The sequence below is a fragment of the Streptomyces sp. NPDC091292 genome (assembly GCF_044757265.1).
Taxonomy (GTDB): domain Bacteria; phylum Actinomycetota; class Actinomycetes; order Streptomycetales; family Streptomycetaceae; genus Streptomyces.
On sequence record NZ_JBIVUQ010000005.1, the window covers coordinates 287,191 to 301,295 of the forward strand.

General features: G+C 68.8%; 14 protein-coding genes. 7 read left to right on the top strand and 7 right to left on the bottom strand.

Going from position 1 to position 14,105, the window contains the following annotated elements; all coding sequences use genetic code 11:
- Positions 1-23: 23 nt before the first annotated feature.
- From ACIQNU_RS17615 to ACIQNU_RS17630, 4 genes are all read right to left on the bottom strand, one after another.
- On the bottom strand, positions 24-776 hold the full coding sequence (locus ACIQNU_RS17615; protein ID WP_401366842.1) for an enoyl-CoA hydratase/isomerase family protein: 753 nt from the start codon (positions 774-776) through the stop codon (positions 24-26).
- Complete coding sequence (locus tag ACIQNU_RS17620; protein WP_401366844.1) at positions 763-1,209, bottom strand: Zn-ribbon domain-containing OB-fold protein; 447 nt, start codon at positions 1,207-1,209, stop codon at positions 763-765. Before ACIQNU_RS17620 ends, ACIQNU_RS17615 begins: the two co-directional genes overlap by 14 nt.
- A gap of 82 nt (positions 1,210-1,291) precedes the next feature.
- Positions 1,292-2,494, bottom strand: a complete 1,203-nt coding sequence (locus ACIQNU_RS17625) for a thiolase family protein (RefSeq protein WP_401366846.1) — start codon at positions 2,492-2,494, stop codon at positions 1,292-1,294.
- A gap of 47 nt (positions 2,495-2,541) precedes the next feature.
- Complete coding sequence (locus ACIQNU_RS17630; RefSeq protein ID WP_401366847.1) at positions 2,542-5,142, bottom strand: CaiB/BaiF CoA transferase family protein; 2,601 nt, start codon at positions 5,140-5,142, stop codon at positions 2,542-2,544.
- A gap of 255 nt (positions 5,143-5,397) precedes the next feature.
- Here ACIQNU_RS17630 and ACIQNU_RS17635 point away from each other — a divergent pair, with 255 nt between their 5' ends.
- The 5 genes from ACIQNU_RS17635 to ACIQNU_RS17655 all read left to right on the top strand — a co-directional run bounded on the left by ACIQNU_RS17635 (position 5,398) and on the right by ACIQNU_RS17655 (position 10,094).
- Positions 5,398-5,919 carry a DoxX family protein gene (locus ACIQNU_RS17635; RefSeq protein WP_401366849.1) on the top strand — a complete coding sequence of 174 codons (522 nt, stop codon included), beginning with the start codon at positions 5,398-5,400 and terminating at the stop codon, positions 5,917-5,919.
- A gap of 46 nt (positions 5,920-5,965) precedes the next feature.
- On the top strand, positions 5,966-7,147 hold the full coding sequence (locus ACIQNU_RS17640; RefSeq protein ID WP_401366851.1) for an acyl-CoA dehydrogenase family protein: 1,182 nt from the start codon (positions 5,966-5,968) through the stop codon (positions 7,145-7,147).
- Positions 7,144-8,217, top strand: a complete 1,074-nt coding sequence (locus ACIQNU_RS17645) for an acyl-CoA dehydrogenase family protein (RefSeq protein WP_401366853.1) — start codon at positions 7,144-7,146, stop codon at positions 8,215-8,217. Before ACIQNU_RS17640 ends, ACIQNU_RS17645 begins: the two co-directional genes overlap by 4 nt.
- A 237-nt stretch (positions 8,218-8,454) precedes the next feature.
- Entirely contained in the window at positions 8,455-9,360 is a 906-nt protein-coding gene (locus tag ACIQNU_RS17650) for a 3-keto-5-aminohexanoate cleavage protein (protein WP_401366855.1), read from the top strand.
- A gap of 23 nt (positions 9,361-9,383) precedes the next feature.
- Complete coding sequence (locus tag ACIQNU_RS17655; protein WP_401366856.1) at positions 9,384-10,094, top strand: class II aldolase/adducin family protein; 711 nt, start codon at positions 9,384-9,386, stop codon at positions 10,092-10,094.
- Between the two features lie 145 nt (positions 10,095-10,239).
- On the opposite strand, the gene ACIQNU_RS17660 is transcribed toward ACIQNU_RS17655, so the two are convergent.
- From ACIQNU_RS17660 to ACIQNU_RS17670, 3 genes are all read right to left on the bottom strand, one after another.
- A complete protein-coding gene (locus ACIQNU_RS17660) occupies positions 10,240-10,776 on the bottom strand; it encodes a GNAT family N-acetyltransferase (protein ID WP_401366858.1) in 537 nt (178 codons plus the stop codon).
- A gap of 127 nt (positions 10,777-10,903) precedes the next feature.
- Positions 10,904-11,167 carry a hypothetical protein gene (locus ACIQNU_RS17665; RefSeq protein ID WP_401366860.1) on the bottom strand — a complete coding sequence of 88 codons (264 nt, stop codon included), beginning with the start codon at positions 11,165-11,167 and terminating at the stop codon, positions 10,904-10,906.
- 89 nt (positions 11,168-11,256) lie between these two features.
- Positions 11,257-12,543, bottom strand: a complete 1,287-nt coding sequence (locus tag ACIQNU_RS17670) for an amidohydrolase family protein (protein ID WP_401366861.1) — start codon at positions 12,541-12,543, stop codon at positions 11,257-11,259.
- 390 nt (positions 12,544-12,933) lie between these two features.
- On the opposite strand from ACIQNU_RS17670, the gene ACIQNU_RS17675 reads away from it, so the two are divergent.
- Complete coding sequence (locus ACIQNU_RS17675) at positions 12,934-13,323, top strand: MarR family winged helix-turn-helix transcriptional regulator (RefSeq protein WP_401366863.1); 390 nt, start codon at positions 12,934-12,936, stop codon at positions 13,321-13,323.
- A 94-nt stretch (positions 13,324-13,417) separates the two neighbouring features.
- Positions 13,418-14,089 carry a GntR family transcriptional regulator gene (locus ACIQNU_RS17680; protein ID WP_401366865.1) on the top strand — a complete coding sequence of 224 codons (672 nt, stop codon included), beginning with the start codon at positions 13,418-13,420 and terminating at the stop codon, positions 14,087-14,089.
- Positions 14,090-14,105 lie beyond the last annotated feature (16 nt).

Genomic DNA, 14,105 nt, shown 5'->3' on the forward strand with positions numbered 1-14,105 from the left:
TCCGCCGTTCGACGTGGCGACGACTACTCGGCGGCTTCCGATCCGTGTCGGCGTCGCAATGACCACATCTGCGCGCCGCGCTCCATGGCGACCGCCGCCGGCCAGGGCACGCCAGGCGGCCCCAGCTCACCGCGCAGGGACGACAGTGCCCGCCGGGCCAGTTCGGGATCCGCCGCCACGCGCCGCGCCAGCTCGAACGCCCGCTCGTCCACCTGCTCGCCCGGCACCGCGTCCCAGGCCAGGCCGAGTTCTCTCGCCCGCGCACCCGAGATCTCCTCGCCGAACAGACCGATCGCCGCCGCCGCTTCACGGGTGACGAGACGTCCCAGGAGCGTGAAGTGTCCGCCCCCGGGATGGATCCCGATGCTCATGAAGCCGGAGAAGATCCGTGCGTCCTCGGCGACGATGCGCAGGTCGGTGGCCAGGAGGAGGTTGACTCCGGCACCGACGACGCCTCCGCGGGCGGCGGCGACGGTCGGCACCCGCAGGTCGCCGACGCGCGTGAACGCCTCGTAGATGGAGCCGAGTTCGTCGAAGCGCCCCGGCTCCGCCGGGTCCTCACCGGCGCGGGCCAGCACCTCGCGGCCGGCACCCGAGCAGAACGCTCCGCCCGCGCCGCGTACCACAACGGCGCCCACGTCGGGAAGCCGGTCGATGTGGTCGCAGATCTCGACGACTTCGCCCGCGGAGGCGGGGGACAGCGCATTGCGTGTGGCCGGGTCGTTCAAGGTGACAATGGCGACGTTCTGATCAATGGTGAACTCAACCGCTCCCATGAGGACTTCCTTGCGCGAGCTTGAACACGGGCAGCGTGACACCGAGGGAGACGTCCTTGAAGACCATCTCGACCGGGGCACCGAGCTTCAGCCGGTCGCCGACCCCGTCGACCAAGGTGGCCGTGAAGGTCAGGCTCGGCTGATCGTCGAAAGACACCAGGGCGTGCACCCACGGGACGTCGTCGGTGAAGCCCCGCACCATCGCGTCACGCATGACCGTCCAGTTGAGGATCTTGCCGCGAGGGTTGACGGCGGCGAAGTGGAACGACGGCTCGGCCACGTTGTGGCAGCCACGGCAGAAGGACACCGGCGGATGGGCGTAGGTACCGCAGTGGTCGCAGCGCTGGAAGGCCAGCTCGTGCCGCCGGGCCGCCTCCCAGAACGGCGCTGTCTCCTCGTCCGGGACCGGAACCGGCTTGGCGTACTCGGTCAACGTGCCACCTCCTGGTGCTCCACCGGGGCCTCGGGTCCGCACCCAGATCCTGGATCCGGACCGTGTCTGTACTCGAACCGACCTAGGACGACCGGTCGGAGCTGAAGAGAATCGCGGTGGAATCCACCAGGCCCGGCACGCTGTACGTCGATATGCCGGTGGTGGCGTCGCCGATCTGACGCTCCCCTGCGCGGCCGGACAGTTGCAGGTAGTTCTCCAGGACGTGCGGGATGCCGTGGATCCGGCCCCAGCCGAGGTTGCCGCCGCCGGACAGCAGCGGGAACCCGCCCTTCGGATCGATCCGGCCGGCCTGGACCACCTGCCATGCCTCGCCGGCGCCGCAGAAGCCCAGACACTCCATCCACCACAGCACCAACGGCAGGAACCCGTCGTAGAACTGCGGGACGCGCACATCGGAGGGCTTCCACCCGGACCGGTTCCACAGCTTCTTGGCCATGTACCGGGTCGGCTCGTACATGGCGTCGAGCGACCCCAAGGTGCCCGGCACCGGCCGGTAGGTGTTCTGCACCAGCCCCCAGTCGGTGATGTACACCGGAGTGTGCGGCATGTCCGCCGCGCGCTCGGCCGTGGTGATGACGAACGAACCGCCGCCGTCGACGGGGATGTCGTTGTCGAACAGGCACATCGGCTCGCTGATCATCCGCGAGTTCATGTACGCGTCGAAGGTCAGCTCTGTTCCGTACCAGTACGCCTGCGGAATGGACTGCACGTTCCTGCGGATCTGGAGCGCGAGCGGGGCCATGTGTTCGCGCCTCATGCCGTAGCGCTGCTGGTACTCCATGTAGGGCATCGCGATACCCGAGGTCCCGGCGACGTAGCCGTACGGTGCCGTCCACTGTGTGTTCCCGGCGGCGGCATTCCCGGTGAACGAGTTGTACCGGCCCGACGGGTTGTGCAGGGTCCGGTTGAGCAGCACGTAGTTCGCCGCGCCCGAGGCGACCGCCTGTACGGCACGCACCAGCGCCGGCGGGAAGGACACGTCGTCGTAGGACCACGACGTGTCCAGCGCCATGTGCTCCATGAGGAAGCCGGCGTCGATGAACCCGTGCCCGGCACGGAGCACCCGGTCACTGCCGTAGGCGGGCATGCTCGTGCCCGTCGCGACCCCGTCGATCTGTGCCCGGGTCAGACCGGCGTCCCTGATCGCCTGGTCGGCGGTCTCGACGGCCAGGCTGCCCACCGGCACATCGGCATGTCGACGTGATGTGGTGATGCCGTACCCGACGATCGCCACCTTGTTCCGAAACGGCTGCCTGTCCACCATGCGTCCTCCTGGAAACCGACCGACCCGGTCGGACGGGCCCGGCCGTGTCAGAGCGCGCCGTCCTTGCGCAGGCTGTCGATGGTGTCCTCGTCGAGCTTGAGGACTTCCTTGTACACGTAGTCGTTGTCCTGGCCGTAGCTGGGCCCCGAGCGGTCGTGCCGGCCGCCGATGTAGGGCGGGGTCGCCGACATCCGGGTCGGCAGCTCCCTCACCGGCCAGCGGCCGATGTCGGTCTGGTCCAGCTCGACCAGCCAGTCCAGCGCCTTGAGCTGGGGATCGGTCTCGTAGCGGTCCTGCGCGTTCTGGCAGACCCCGGCCGGGAACCCCCGCTGCTGGAGCGCGTTCATCAACGCGTACCCGTCCCACTCCGCGGTGGCCAGGGTGACCAGGGTGTCCAGCTCGTCCTGGTGGGCGAGCCGCAGCTCCAGAGTGGCGAAGCGCTCGTCCGCGGCCCACCCGGGGCGTTCGAGCACGTCCAGCAGCGTCGCCCAGTGCGCGTCGGTGAAGCATGCGAGCGCGATCCACCGGTCGCTGCCCGCTGTGCGGTACGCGCCGTGCGGGGCGGCCGGTTTGTACGGGGACCGGTTGCCGTAGCGCTGCCAGCGGCGTCCGTTGGCGGTGTAGTCCAGGATCGCGGTCCCGGTCAGGTACAGCCCCGTCTCGCCCTGCGAGGCGTCGATGTGGCACCCGAGCCCGGTCACGTTGCGCCGGTACAGCGCGGCGAGCATCGCGTTCGCCATGTTGTAGGCGCCGAACCAGTCCAGGTAGGAGTAACCGATGCCGGCCGGCGGGAAGGGCTCCGGCAGCCCGGACATCTCGCTGACCCCGGAGATGGCCTGCGCGGTCGGCCCGTACGCCCGTGCGCGGCCGTAGGTGCCGACCTCGCCGAAGCCGGACTGCTGGACATAGATGATGGCGGGGTTGATCTCCTTCAAGCGCTCGTACGACAGCCCCATCCGCTTCATCGTGCCCGGCGAGAAACCCTCCACCACCAGGTCCGCGTCCCGGATCAGCTCCTCCAGCAGCTCGCGGGAGCGTGGATTCTTGAGGTTCATCGTCGCCGCGAGCTTGCCGGCGTTGATCTCCATGAAGACACCGCTCTGGTTCGGTGTCCGCGTCTTCGGCGCCTCCAGCGGGCCGGTCGCTGCGTCGCGCACCGCACGGCCGCCCTCGGGCGCGATACCGCGGCTCCAGCGCATGCCGTCCCACCGGGACTCGTGCTCGACCTTGATGACCTCGGCACCCAGGGCGCTGAGGAACCGGCCGGCACCCGCGGAGGCGAGCATCCAGCTCAGGTCGATCACCCGGACGTCGGACAGCGCGAACGGCTTGCCGCGTGCGCTGGTCAGCGGTGGCCGCTTCGACGATTCCCTGACGTGGACGCGGTCGTGCTTGACGGCGCCCGCCGTCCATTCACCCCGGACCTCCTCGGTGTGCTCGCCGACCAGGGGCGCGCGCGGGCCGTGCTGCCACGGCACCTGCTGGGCGAGCCACTTCGCCCCGGTGTAGACGAAGGAGTCGTTCAACTCCGGGTGGCGCACCTCGGCGAAGGCGTCCCGGGCCTTCCAGTGGTCGTCGTCGATGTTCTCCTCCGGGCGGCGCACCGGCGCCCACGGCAGGTTCTTGGCCTGCGCCAGCCGCCACAGATCACGGTCGAACAGCAGCCGGGAGACCAGTTTGTCGGTCTGCACCTGGATGTGCTCGATCGCCTCCGCCGAGAACCGGTAGTCCTCGTCGTTGTACTTGTCGTCCTCCAGATCGCCCTGGAACTGGAAGTCCTTCAGGAGCGCGACGGTGCCGTCCCAGGGGCTCAGCGCGCTCTTGAGGTAGGTGCGGTACGGGAGCAGGTAGCGGCCGTCCTTGGTCGCCGAGAGCGCCGGACCGCTGGCCGCCGGCATCGAGTGACGACACGTCAGACGCAGGTGGGTCTGGCGTTGGTAGATCCAGTTGGGGAGGTCGTTCTCGGTGTTCTTGCTGACCGCTTCGTGCACCGCCGTGGACAGGAACTGCCCCGTCCCGCCGGTGGTCAGCCGGTAGCTGAGCGCCGCGAGGATCCCCATGACCGTCATCTCGCCCGCGATGTGGTAAGCCTGCCACATCTGGGGCGCGACCGGCGGGGTGTCGTAGAACCCGTTCGGATCCGGGTCGTACCCGCAGTTCATCATCATCCCGCCCAGGGCCAGATGAACCAGGTCGCTCGCCTGGAAGTCGGCCCAGGGGCCGGTGTCGCCGAACGGTGTGATGCGCGCCCAGATCAAGCCGGAGTTGATGCCCGCCAGATCCTCGTAGCCTACGCCGCGTGCGTCCAGGTATCCGCGCGGCCGGGAGTCGATCACCACGTCGGCCGTCCCGGCCAGCGTACGCAAGTCCGCCTGGCCTGCCGGGGTGTCCAGGTCGCAGGTCACAGAGCGCTTGCCAAGGTTGTAGTGCCAGAAGTACAGGCTGCCGTTGGGATCCGGCACGTCCCGGTGGAACGGGCCGTACGAGCGTGTCGCCTCTCCGTTCGGCGGCTCGACGCGCACGACATCGGCGCCCAGCCCGGCCAGCACCTTCCCGCAGTACTCGCCCAGCTCGTTGCCGATCTCAAGAACGCGGATCCCTCCGAGATACCCCGTGAACGGCGATGGGGCGGGCGCGGTCGTAGACATCTGTGTCCCCTTCTGCTGCCAGGACCCGCGGGCGTGCGGCGGTTCTCCGTGGGCCGCGGGCCGTGTGCGCGGGCCGTACGAACGCGGCCGGACCGCCGCTGTTCGCCTCATGTGGTGCGGCGACCTCTTGTGTCATCCTGATTACGTCAGATAGACATGTCAAGTAGATTGAACCATGTCTAGTAGACGGCTGCCGCTGTGTGAGGGTGTGAGGCGGGCATCGGCGGCTACGAGACGGAGGCGAGGAGATGTCTCTTGAGTGCCCTTGAGGCCACGGACGTCGCGCTGGGTGTCCTGCGCGTCACGGTGGGTACCGTGTTCGTCCTGCACGGGTGGAACCATGTGTTCGGCGGCGGGCGGATCGCAGGCACCGGGCAGTGGTTCGAGAGCCTGGGCATGCGCCCGGGACGGCTGCACGCCTGGACGGCCAGTCTGACCGAGGCCGGCGGCGGGCTGCTGCTCGCCGCCGGCCTCCTGACACCCCTGGCCGCCGCCGCCCTGCTCGCCACCATGCTGGTCGCCTTCGCCACCAGCCACGCACGCAACGGCTTCTTCATCTTCCGGCCCGGCGAGGGATATGAGTACGTGCTTGTGCTCGGCATCGCATCGATATGCCTCGGCGGCGCCGGCGGTGGACGCCTGACCGTCGACCACGCACTCGGCATCTTCGGTGCCGGCTGGTTCGCCCTGCTGCTGACCGCGTGCCTCGGAATCGTCGGCGGAGCGGTGCAACTGCTGCTCTTCTGGCGCCCGACGAGGACGAACTCCACCGGGTGACGCCTTCCCCCGTACCGCCACCCCACTTCGTGAAAAGGATCAGCCGGTGAATGCTGGAGCTGGGCTGGATGTGGTCCCGCCCTCGGTCGAACTGCCGCCGCGGGCGGAGCAGTTGCGTGCCCGGGTGCGTGACTTCGTGGCGCGACAGCGCGCGGAAGGCCGCATCGTGCCGCATTGCGACGCGTGGCTGTCCGGCTGGGACGAGGAGTTCAGCAGGGCCCTGGGCGCCCGCGGCTGGCTGGGCATGACCTTCCCGTCGCGGTACGGCGGACAGGGCCGCGACGCGGTGGAACGGTATGTGGTGACCGAGGAGTTGCTGGCCGCGGGCGCACCGGTCGCGGCGCACTGGATCGCCGACCGGCAGATCGGGCCGTCGCTGCTGCGTTTCGGCACCGAGGAGCAGAAGCGACGCTACCTGCCGCGCATTGCCGCCGGTGAGTGCTACTTCGGCATCGGCATGAGTGAACCGGACTCCGGATCCGACCTCGCGTCGGTGCGGACCAGAGCGACACGCGCCGACGGCGGGTGGGTGCTGTCCGGGACCAAGGTGTGGACCTCCGGTGCACATCACGCACACGCGTTCTTCGTGCTGGCCCGCAGCTCCCCGGCGCGGGAAGGGGACCGGCACGGCGGGTTGAGCCAGTTCATCGTGGATCTGAACGCACCCGGCGTGACGATCCGGCCGATCAGACTGCTCACCGGAGCACACCACTTCAACGAGGTCGTCCTGGACGACGTCTTCGTCCCGGACGAACAGGTGCTGGGCGACATCGGCGCCGGCTGGCACCAGGTGACGTCGGAGCTGGCGTTCGAGCGCAGCGGTCCCGAGCGATTCCTGTCGACGTTCCCCCTGCTGGTGTCGCTCGTGGGGGAGCTGTCGGCGGTGGGCGCGGACGGGCTGGGCCCCGCCGGGCTCCGTGAGCTGGGCTCACTGGTGTCCCGGGTGTGGACACTGCGCCGGCTGTCGATGAGCATCGCGGCGGCGCTCGGTTCGGGCAGGGCGGTCGACACGTTGGCCGCGGTGGTCAAGGACGTGGGCACACGCTTCGAGAACGAGGTCATCGACGCGGCCCGACTGCTGGTGGCCACGCCACCCGCACCGGGCGCGGACGGTGGGTTCGCGCGCCTGCTCGCCGAGGCGGTGCTGCACGCACCGGGTTTCACGCTGCGCGGCGGCACCAACGAGATCCTTCGAGGCGTGGTGGCACGGGGAATGGGGTTGCGGTGACCATCAACCGGGAACTGTGGGAGACCGTGCGAGCTGTGCTCGCCGACCACCCGGCCGACGTGGACAAGGGCTGGCCGACAGAGCTGTGGTCCACACTGGCCGACCTCGGACTCGTCCGGTTGAGCCTGCCCGAGCGCGCCGGCGGCAGTGGAGGAGAACTGGCCGACGTCGCGACGGTGCTGCTGGCAGCCGGCGAGGCGGCGGCCCCGGTGCCGCTGGCGGAAACCGAGCTGGCCGTCTGGCTGCTGCACACAGCCGGGCAGGACGTACCGACCGGACCGCTCGCGGTGGCCGCGGCCGAACCGGCATCGACCATCCTGCGCACCACACCGGCGGGCGCGGTGGTGACCGGTGTGCTGCCCCGCGTCGGATGGGCGCGCCACGCGACCCACGTGGTGCTGCTGATGGTGGATCAGGACGGCGTCGAGCGGGTGGTGACCGTCGAGATCGACCCGTCCCGCCTCCGCTACGGCACCAATCTGGCGGGGGAGCCGAGAGATGAACTGGCGCTGGACACCGAGGTGGGTCGCGAGGTGGGTGCGGTAGCGGAGGCGCCGCCCGGAACGCGCGAGCTGTTGGCGCGGCGCGCGGCGATGTACCGGGCGGTGCTGTTGGCCGGGGCGGCGGAGCGGGCGTTGGCGCTTTCGGTACGCCATGCGGGGGAGCGGACTCAGTTCGGGCGTCAGATCGGCGGGTTCCAGGCGATCCAGCAGCAGCTGGCGCTGGCCGCGGGCGAGGTGGCGGCCGGCCGGGCAGCCGCGGAGGCGGCGGTGCGCGTCGCGGCCCGGACGGATTTCGGCGGCGGGGACGCGGAGTTCGCCATCGCGTGCGCGAAGGCGCGTACCAGCGAGGCGGCGGGCGTGGTCGCACGCGTCGCTCATCAGGTGCTCGGAGCCATCGGCTTCACGCTGGAGCACCCCCTGCGGCTCGCCACGACCCGGCTGTGGGCATGGCGGGAGGAGGACGGCAGCGACGCGTACTGGAACGCCGTGATCGGGCGGCGAGTCCTCGCCGAAGGAGCCGACGGACTCTGGCCGTTGCTCACCGGGGGCGGGAGCGCGCACCGTTGACCGCCCCAAAACACCTGTCGTAATATGACGTACGTCAGACAAACTCTTCTGATTCTTCAGGCGGTCGAGCAGCCGAAGGCGCCCGTCGCCCGGCCGGACGAACCGGCCCAGGGGTGTTCGCCCCGCGCGCCAGGAGATGCGCGAGCGACACACATGGCGCGCCATATCCACTGAGCGCGGCCACATCGAATCGCACTTCACGCGTCACATCGGATCGAACTTCAAGGGAGAGGGCGCATGGCAGAGAAGCCTGTTGTGATCGTCGCGGCAGTGAACGGAGGTGCCCAGCAGAGCCGTGACGGGGCCATTGTTCCCGTCACGCTGGACGAGATCATCGAGGAAGCCGTCCGGTGCGAAGCGGCCGGCGCCACCGTCCTGCACTTCCATGGACGCGACGCCGAAGGCCGGAACACCGGGGACCCGGCCGTCTACAACGAGATCATTCGCAGGGCGCGGAAAGAGACCGACCTCCTCATCCAGACGACGAACGGAATCGGCTACCGGGTCGACCCGAAGACCGGCGAACACTTCTTCCCGCCGGACGAGGAACGCCTCGCACTGCTGAACCTCAAGGAGACGCCGGACTACTACGGCGCGATGACGGTGTCCATCGACTTCTACGACCCTGACGGGGGATTCCCCGAGGAGGCGTCCTTCCGCAACTCCGGACGCTTCCTGCAAGAAACGCTCAGGACGGTGTACGGGCGCGGATCGACGATCGAGTTCGAGATCCCGCATGTCAGCGCACTGCACCGGCTGCACCGGTACCTGGCGGAGGAGGGAATCGACCCGGCTTCGCCGTACATCGCGCTTCTGATGCCGATCATTCCGTCCTTCGTGCCGAACCACCGCACCTTCCTGTACTTGCAGGACGAGGCGCAGCGCATGTACCCGAACGCGATCCGCAACCACTGCGGCGGCGGCACCGAGGCGTTCGAGGCCGTCACCCTGGCCCTGGCGCTGGGCTTCGAATGCGTCCGGGTGGGCTTCGAGCAGAGCATCCATCTGGCGGACGGCTCGGTCGCCCGCCACAACCACCAGCAGGTCGAGCAGGCGGTCCAGATCGCCCGCACCTTCGGCAGGCGCCCGGCGACCCCGGAAGAAGCCGTCAAGATCCTCCAACTCGACCGGGGCCCCAAGTGACTTCAGGTTCCGAAGGAGCCACTGTGACCGACGCCGGCCCGTTCGGCACGGAGTTCGCGGAACTCGTGACGGCCAACCGGATCCTGGCGGCCAGAGGAGTCGTCGACGGGTGGGGCCACGTGAGCGTGCGCGCACCCGGCAGGCCCGACCGCTTTCTGCTGGCCCGCCCCCTCGCGCCGGCCCTCGTCACCCGGGGCGACGTGCTCGAACTCGACGTCGCCACCGGCGAAAGCATCACCGGCGAGAACACCTACCTGGAACGCCACATCCACTCCGGTATCTACCGTGCACGCCCGGACGTGGCCGCGGTGGTGCACAGCCACGCACCCGACCTGATCCCCTTCACGGTCACCGACACCCAACTGCTGCCTCTGCTCCACGCGAGCGCGTTCCTTGGGGAGGGCGCACCGGGGTTCGAGGTCGGCGGTGTCCCGACCGGGAAGCTGATCGACACACCGGAAGCCGGCGACGAACTCGCCACCTCACTTGGCACGGCACCGCTGGTGCTGATGCGCTGGCACGGTGTGTCGGTCGTCGGCGAATCGCTGAGACAGGCGGTCTACCGCGCCGTCTACGCGACGGAGAACGCCCGAATCCAACTCCAGTCCCTCGCACTCGGCCCGGTCACCTACCAGCCTCCGGACGAGGCGCGCACTGTGGCTGCGACAGTCGACGGGGTCATCGACCGTGTATGGGACCTGTGGCTCCACGAACTGAGCGACACATCGGTGTGAGCACGATCCCCACGAGGGGGCACCGCCCGGACCGTACACGGCGGAGCGCGGGCGGGCCGGCCCCTGTGGGGCAATGCCGGCGTCCTGGTCCCCGGCCGTCCATGTCGGCCGCTCCGGCCCTCTGACCGCAGGCGGCAACCTGGTCCTACGCGTCCCGGTTCCAGTCCTGCGCGAGGAGTCCGAGCAGCACCTCGTCCAGGAACTCGCCCAGCACCCAGGCGGAGGAGCGCAGCACACCCTCGCGGACGAAGCCGTTGCGTTCGGCGGAGCGCAGCATCGCGGTGTTGTCCGACAGCGTCTCGATCTGAAGGCGTTGCAGGCCGCGTACGACGAATCCGTAGTGGCAGAGCACCGCGACGACGTCAGTGCCGTAGCCCTTGCCGCGCGCGGACGGCAGCAGCCCCAGTCCGATGTGCGCGCAGCGGTTGTGGTTGTCGATGCCCCACAGGGTCGCGGTGCCGACCAGCGTGCCGCCGTCCAACTCCACCACGGAGAACGGGACGACCGCCGGATTGTTGTCGTCCCCCACGAGCCGCGGGTCCTTCGAACCCGGCGTGATCGGCCGCCACGGACCGCCTTCGGCCCGCGAGCCGTTGACCACGTCGTCGTACAGTTCGGTCAGCAGGACCGGGATGTCGTCCTCGTGCCGGGCTCTCAGCCCGACCTTGGTGCCCTTTAGCATGCCGGCTTTCTATCCGACCGGATCGGCCGGAGGCAAACCAATTCGAGGGCGTCCGAGGTGGTGCGGCGGCGGTGCCGACGCGGGCACGGAAGACCTGGTCGATCGCGCACCGGGGTCTGTCCGACAGCTATGCCCACTGTGTGCGGACCCCGACCTGGCACGGCAGATCAAGTGCGCTCCCGTCGCGGTCGAGCAGGAGGCGGGACAATTGCGATGCCGCTTCGACGGTGAGTCCGATCTCAATGACGGCGCCGTCGCGCCCGGCCGTCGGTCCGGTCGGCCCGAGAGTCAGTGAGAGGCCACCGCTGCTGTCCCGCTGGAGCGTGATCGAGCCGTCGACCAGGCCGGCGATGTGCCCTGGCGCGGACAGGTGGGAGGGCTGGGAACTCATTCGGGACCTCCATCGATGGCGTCACACGTTGTCGCGCCGTGTGCGTGGGTGCCCCGGCCGGACACCGGACCGGCCGGGGGTGGTGCGGGTCAGACGTGGTCGGGCAGGTCGATGTTGTAGACCCTGGCGGCGTTGCTGCCGAGGAGCTTCCTGCGGGTCTCCCACGGAGCGTCGGTGTCGGCGAAGGTCTTGGCGATGCCGTGCAGAGGCTGGGGGTAGAGGCAGGTCGGGTGGGGGAAGTCGGTCTCGAACATGCAGTTGTCGACACCGACGCGCTCCACGTCCTGCATCATCTGTTCGCCCTCCTCGAACCAGAAGCAGCCATAGATTTGGCGCCGGAAGTAGTCCGAGGGCTTGAGCTTGAGGTTGTCGACGTTGTTCTCGTCGGCCTGGTAGTCCAGGGCCGTGAGAAGGAACGGGAGCCAGCCGACACCGGACTCGACGGAGACGACCTTGAGCTTGGGATGGCGGTCCAGCAGTCCGGAGTAGATGAAGTTGGTGATGATCCGGGAGTTCGACATGTACATCAGCGAGGAGCCGACGGCGATCTTCTGGTCGTTGGTCATCGACGGCCACGGACCGGTGCCGCTGTAGCTCGTCTGCGAGACGCTGGCGCCGATGTGGAAGTTCACCGGCAGGTCGAGGGCGGAGATGGCGTCCCACATCGGCGTGTAGTACGAGTCCGAAAGCTCCGGCAGTCCCTGGTTCTGCGGGTCGGCATTGAGGTTGACACCCCGGATGCCCAGCGAGTGGATGCGCTCGACCTCTCCCACCGCCAGGTCGATGTCCCACCAGGGCACGATCCCCATGCCGAACAGCCGGCCCCCCGACTGCTGCTGCATCTCGACCATGACGTCGTTCCAGATGGTCAGACACAGCAGGCGAAGCTCCGGGTCCTTGATCTTCGCGAAGCCCTGGCCCCCGAAGCCGACCGCGTTCGGGTAGACGATCTGGGCCAGGACACCGACGTCGTCCATCATCTCCAGCCGCGGTTCGACGAAGGTCGCACCCGGCGACACATCGGTCAGCGGCCACTTGATGAACTCCGAGCCTTTGACTTTCTCGTTGTCCTTGTTGATGACACTGCCGCCACCGGCGAATCCCAGGGCGATGTCCTCTTCGACCACCCACACCGGCGACGGCTTGTCGCTGTCCCTGGTCCAGCCCATCGTGGTGTAGAAGTCGGCCCCGTCCAGAAACGACACACGCGGCACGAGGTCCTTGTACTTCGTCGGCGCCCTGGACGTCCACAGGTCACCGGGCTCGGTGAGATGTGTGTCCACGTCGATGACCGGGATCCCCTTGATGGCGTCCAGCGACGGGTGATCACGGCCTACGGGCCGATCGGGGTCGGGTGTTTCCACTGACAGGGGCATACGAGTGCTCCTTCGTCGCGCGACTACTCCCTGTGGTATCTGCTGTATCCGCAGGCACACCCGGCCACTCTCTCGCTCGATATCAACCTGTCTACTAGACATGGCCGAGCACACTTGATATGTCTATCTCATGTCGTCAGGATTACGCAAGAGGGTCGACCGCCGGCGCAGGTGACGTGCGCCGGCCTCGGCGGGCGCCGCCACGACTTCCCGCCGCTGGGCGGATGCCGGGCGGTCGGGGACGGCGCATCTCCCGAATGATCCGTCGATGATCACCGACAAGCCCCGGATCGCCGGCAAGCCCCCCGCGTCACCCGTGGGGCGGGAAGGCACGGCCCGCTCATGACGGCACCACTTCCCCCCGACGTCGCACACGAGCTCCCGTCCGCGATGAGCCGACTGCGCGCGCGACTACGAGCCGAATCCGCGCCCAGCGAAGCCCGCTGGACGTGGTCACAGCTCAACACCCTCCGGCGGATCGCCGACCAGGCCCCCACGACGGTCAGTCAACTGGCCGCCGCCGAACACGTGCGCCCCCAGTCGATGGGGGAGACGGTGGCCGCGTTGCGCCGGGAGGGGCTCATCAACAGCGCGCCGCACACGACGGACGGCCGTAAGACGCTCATCTCCATCTCCGCCGAGGGGCGCGAACTCCTCTCCCGTATCCCTGCCGTCCGTGAGGCATGGCTCGGGGAGGTCATCGCCAAGCACCTCTCGCCCGCGGAGCGCCGGATCCTGATCAGGGCGGCGCACCTCATGGAGCTGCTGGCCGACTCGTGAGCCGAGAGGGACCGGATCCAACGCCGCCGATCGGTTGACCCTGCGAACAGCCAGTCGTACGATGAATTACGTCAGACAAAGTTATGAGGGACGTATGGCAACCGAGAAGCTCGATCTGCTCATCGACCGGCCGACCGAGTCGATCCCGGAACGTGTGGTGCGACGGGTGTGCCAGGCCATCGCGGAGGGCCTGCTGCCCCCCGGTCGCCGGCTCACCGAGCGCGAACTCATGGAGCTGACCGGCGTGAGCCGGACATCGATCCGGGAAGCGGTGCGGCACCTCCAGACGCTGGGACTGGTCGAGGCGTCGCCGAGCCGGGGTGTACGGGTGTCCCTGCTGGGCCGTGACGAGGTCCGGGACATCTACGAGATGCGCGAGGCGCTGGAGTCCAAGGCGGCCGAGCTGTTCACCATCAGGGCCACCGACGCGGAAGTGGCCGCGCTGGTCGAGAAGGTCAAGCCCGCTGCCCCCAAGGAGGGGCGACTGAAGGCGATCTTCGAGTTCGACGAGATGCTGCTCGACGGTGCCCGGAACTCCCTGCTGAAGTCGTCACTGGGAGCCCTCCACGTACGGATCCACGCCCTGCGCAGCCTCTCCGTGACCGTTCCCGGCCGCAAGGAGCAGTCCTTCCAGGAGTACTTGGACCTGACCGCGGCAATCAAGGGACGCCAACCCGAGCGAGCCGCGGAAGCCTCGCGCCGTCACGTACAGGCGGCGGCCAAGGCGGCGCTGGAAGCCGTCGAACTGATGGAACACAAGTCGTAACTCCCGGCCCCGTTCC

What these genes read in the sequence shown, in the direction of transcription:
- ACIQNU_RS17615 (WP_401366842.1), bottom strand. Translation starts at nt 776, where the DNA reads ATGGGAGCGGTTGAGTTCACCATTGATCAGAACGTCGCCATTGTCACC.
- ACIQNU_RS17630 (WP_401366847.1), bottom strand. Translation starts at nt 5,142, where the DNA reads ATGTCTACGACCGCGCCCGCCCCATCGCCGTTCACGGGGTATCTCGGA.
- ACIQNU_RS17660 (WP_401366858.1), bottom strand. Translation starts at nt 10,776, where the DNA reads ATGCTAAAGGGCACCAAGGTCGGGCTGAGAGCCCGGCACGAGGACGAC.
- ACIQNU_RS17680 (WP_401366865.1), top strand. Translation starts at nt 13,418, where the DNA reads ATGGCAACCGAGAAGCTCGATCTGCTCATCGACCGGCCGACCGAGTCG.
- ACIQNU_RS17650 (WP_401366855.1), top strand. Translation starts at nt 8,455, where the DNA reads ATGGCAGAGAAGCCTGTTGTGATCGTCGCGGCAGTGAACGGAGGTGCC.
- ACIQNU_RS17625 (WP_401366846.1), bottom strand. Translation starts at nt 2,494, where the DNA reads ATGGTGGACAGGCAGCCGTTTCGGAACAAGGTGGCGATCGTCGGGTAC.
- ACIQNU_RS17665 (WP_401366860.1), bottom strand. Translation starts at nt 11,167, where the DNA reads ATGAGTTCCCAGCCCTCCCACCTGTCCGCGCCAGGGCACATCGCCGGC.
- ACIQNU_RS17670 (WP_401366861.1), bottom strand. Translation starts at nt 12,543, where the DNA reads ATGCCCCTGTCAGTGGAAACACCCGACCCCGATCGGCCCGTAGGCCGT.
- ACIQNU_RS17675 (WP_401366863.1), top strand. Translation starts at nt 12,934, where the DNA reads ATGAGCCGACTGCGCGCGCGACTACGAGCCGAATCCGCGCCCAGCGAA.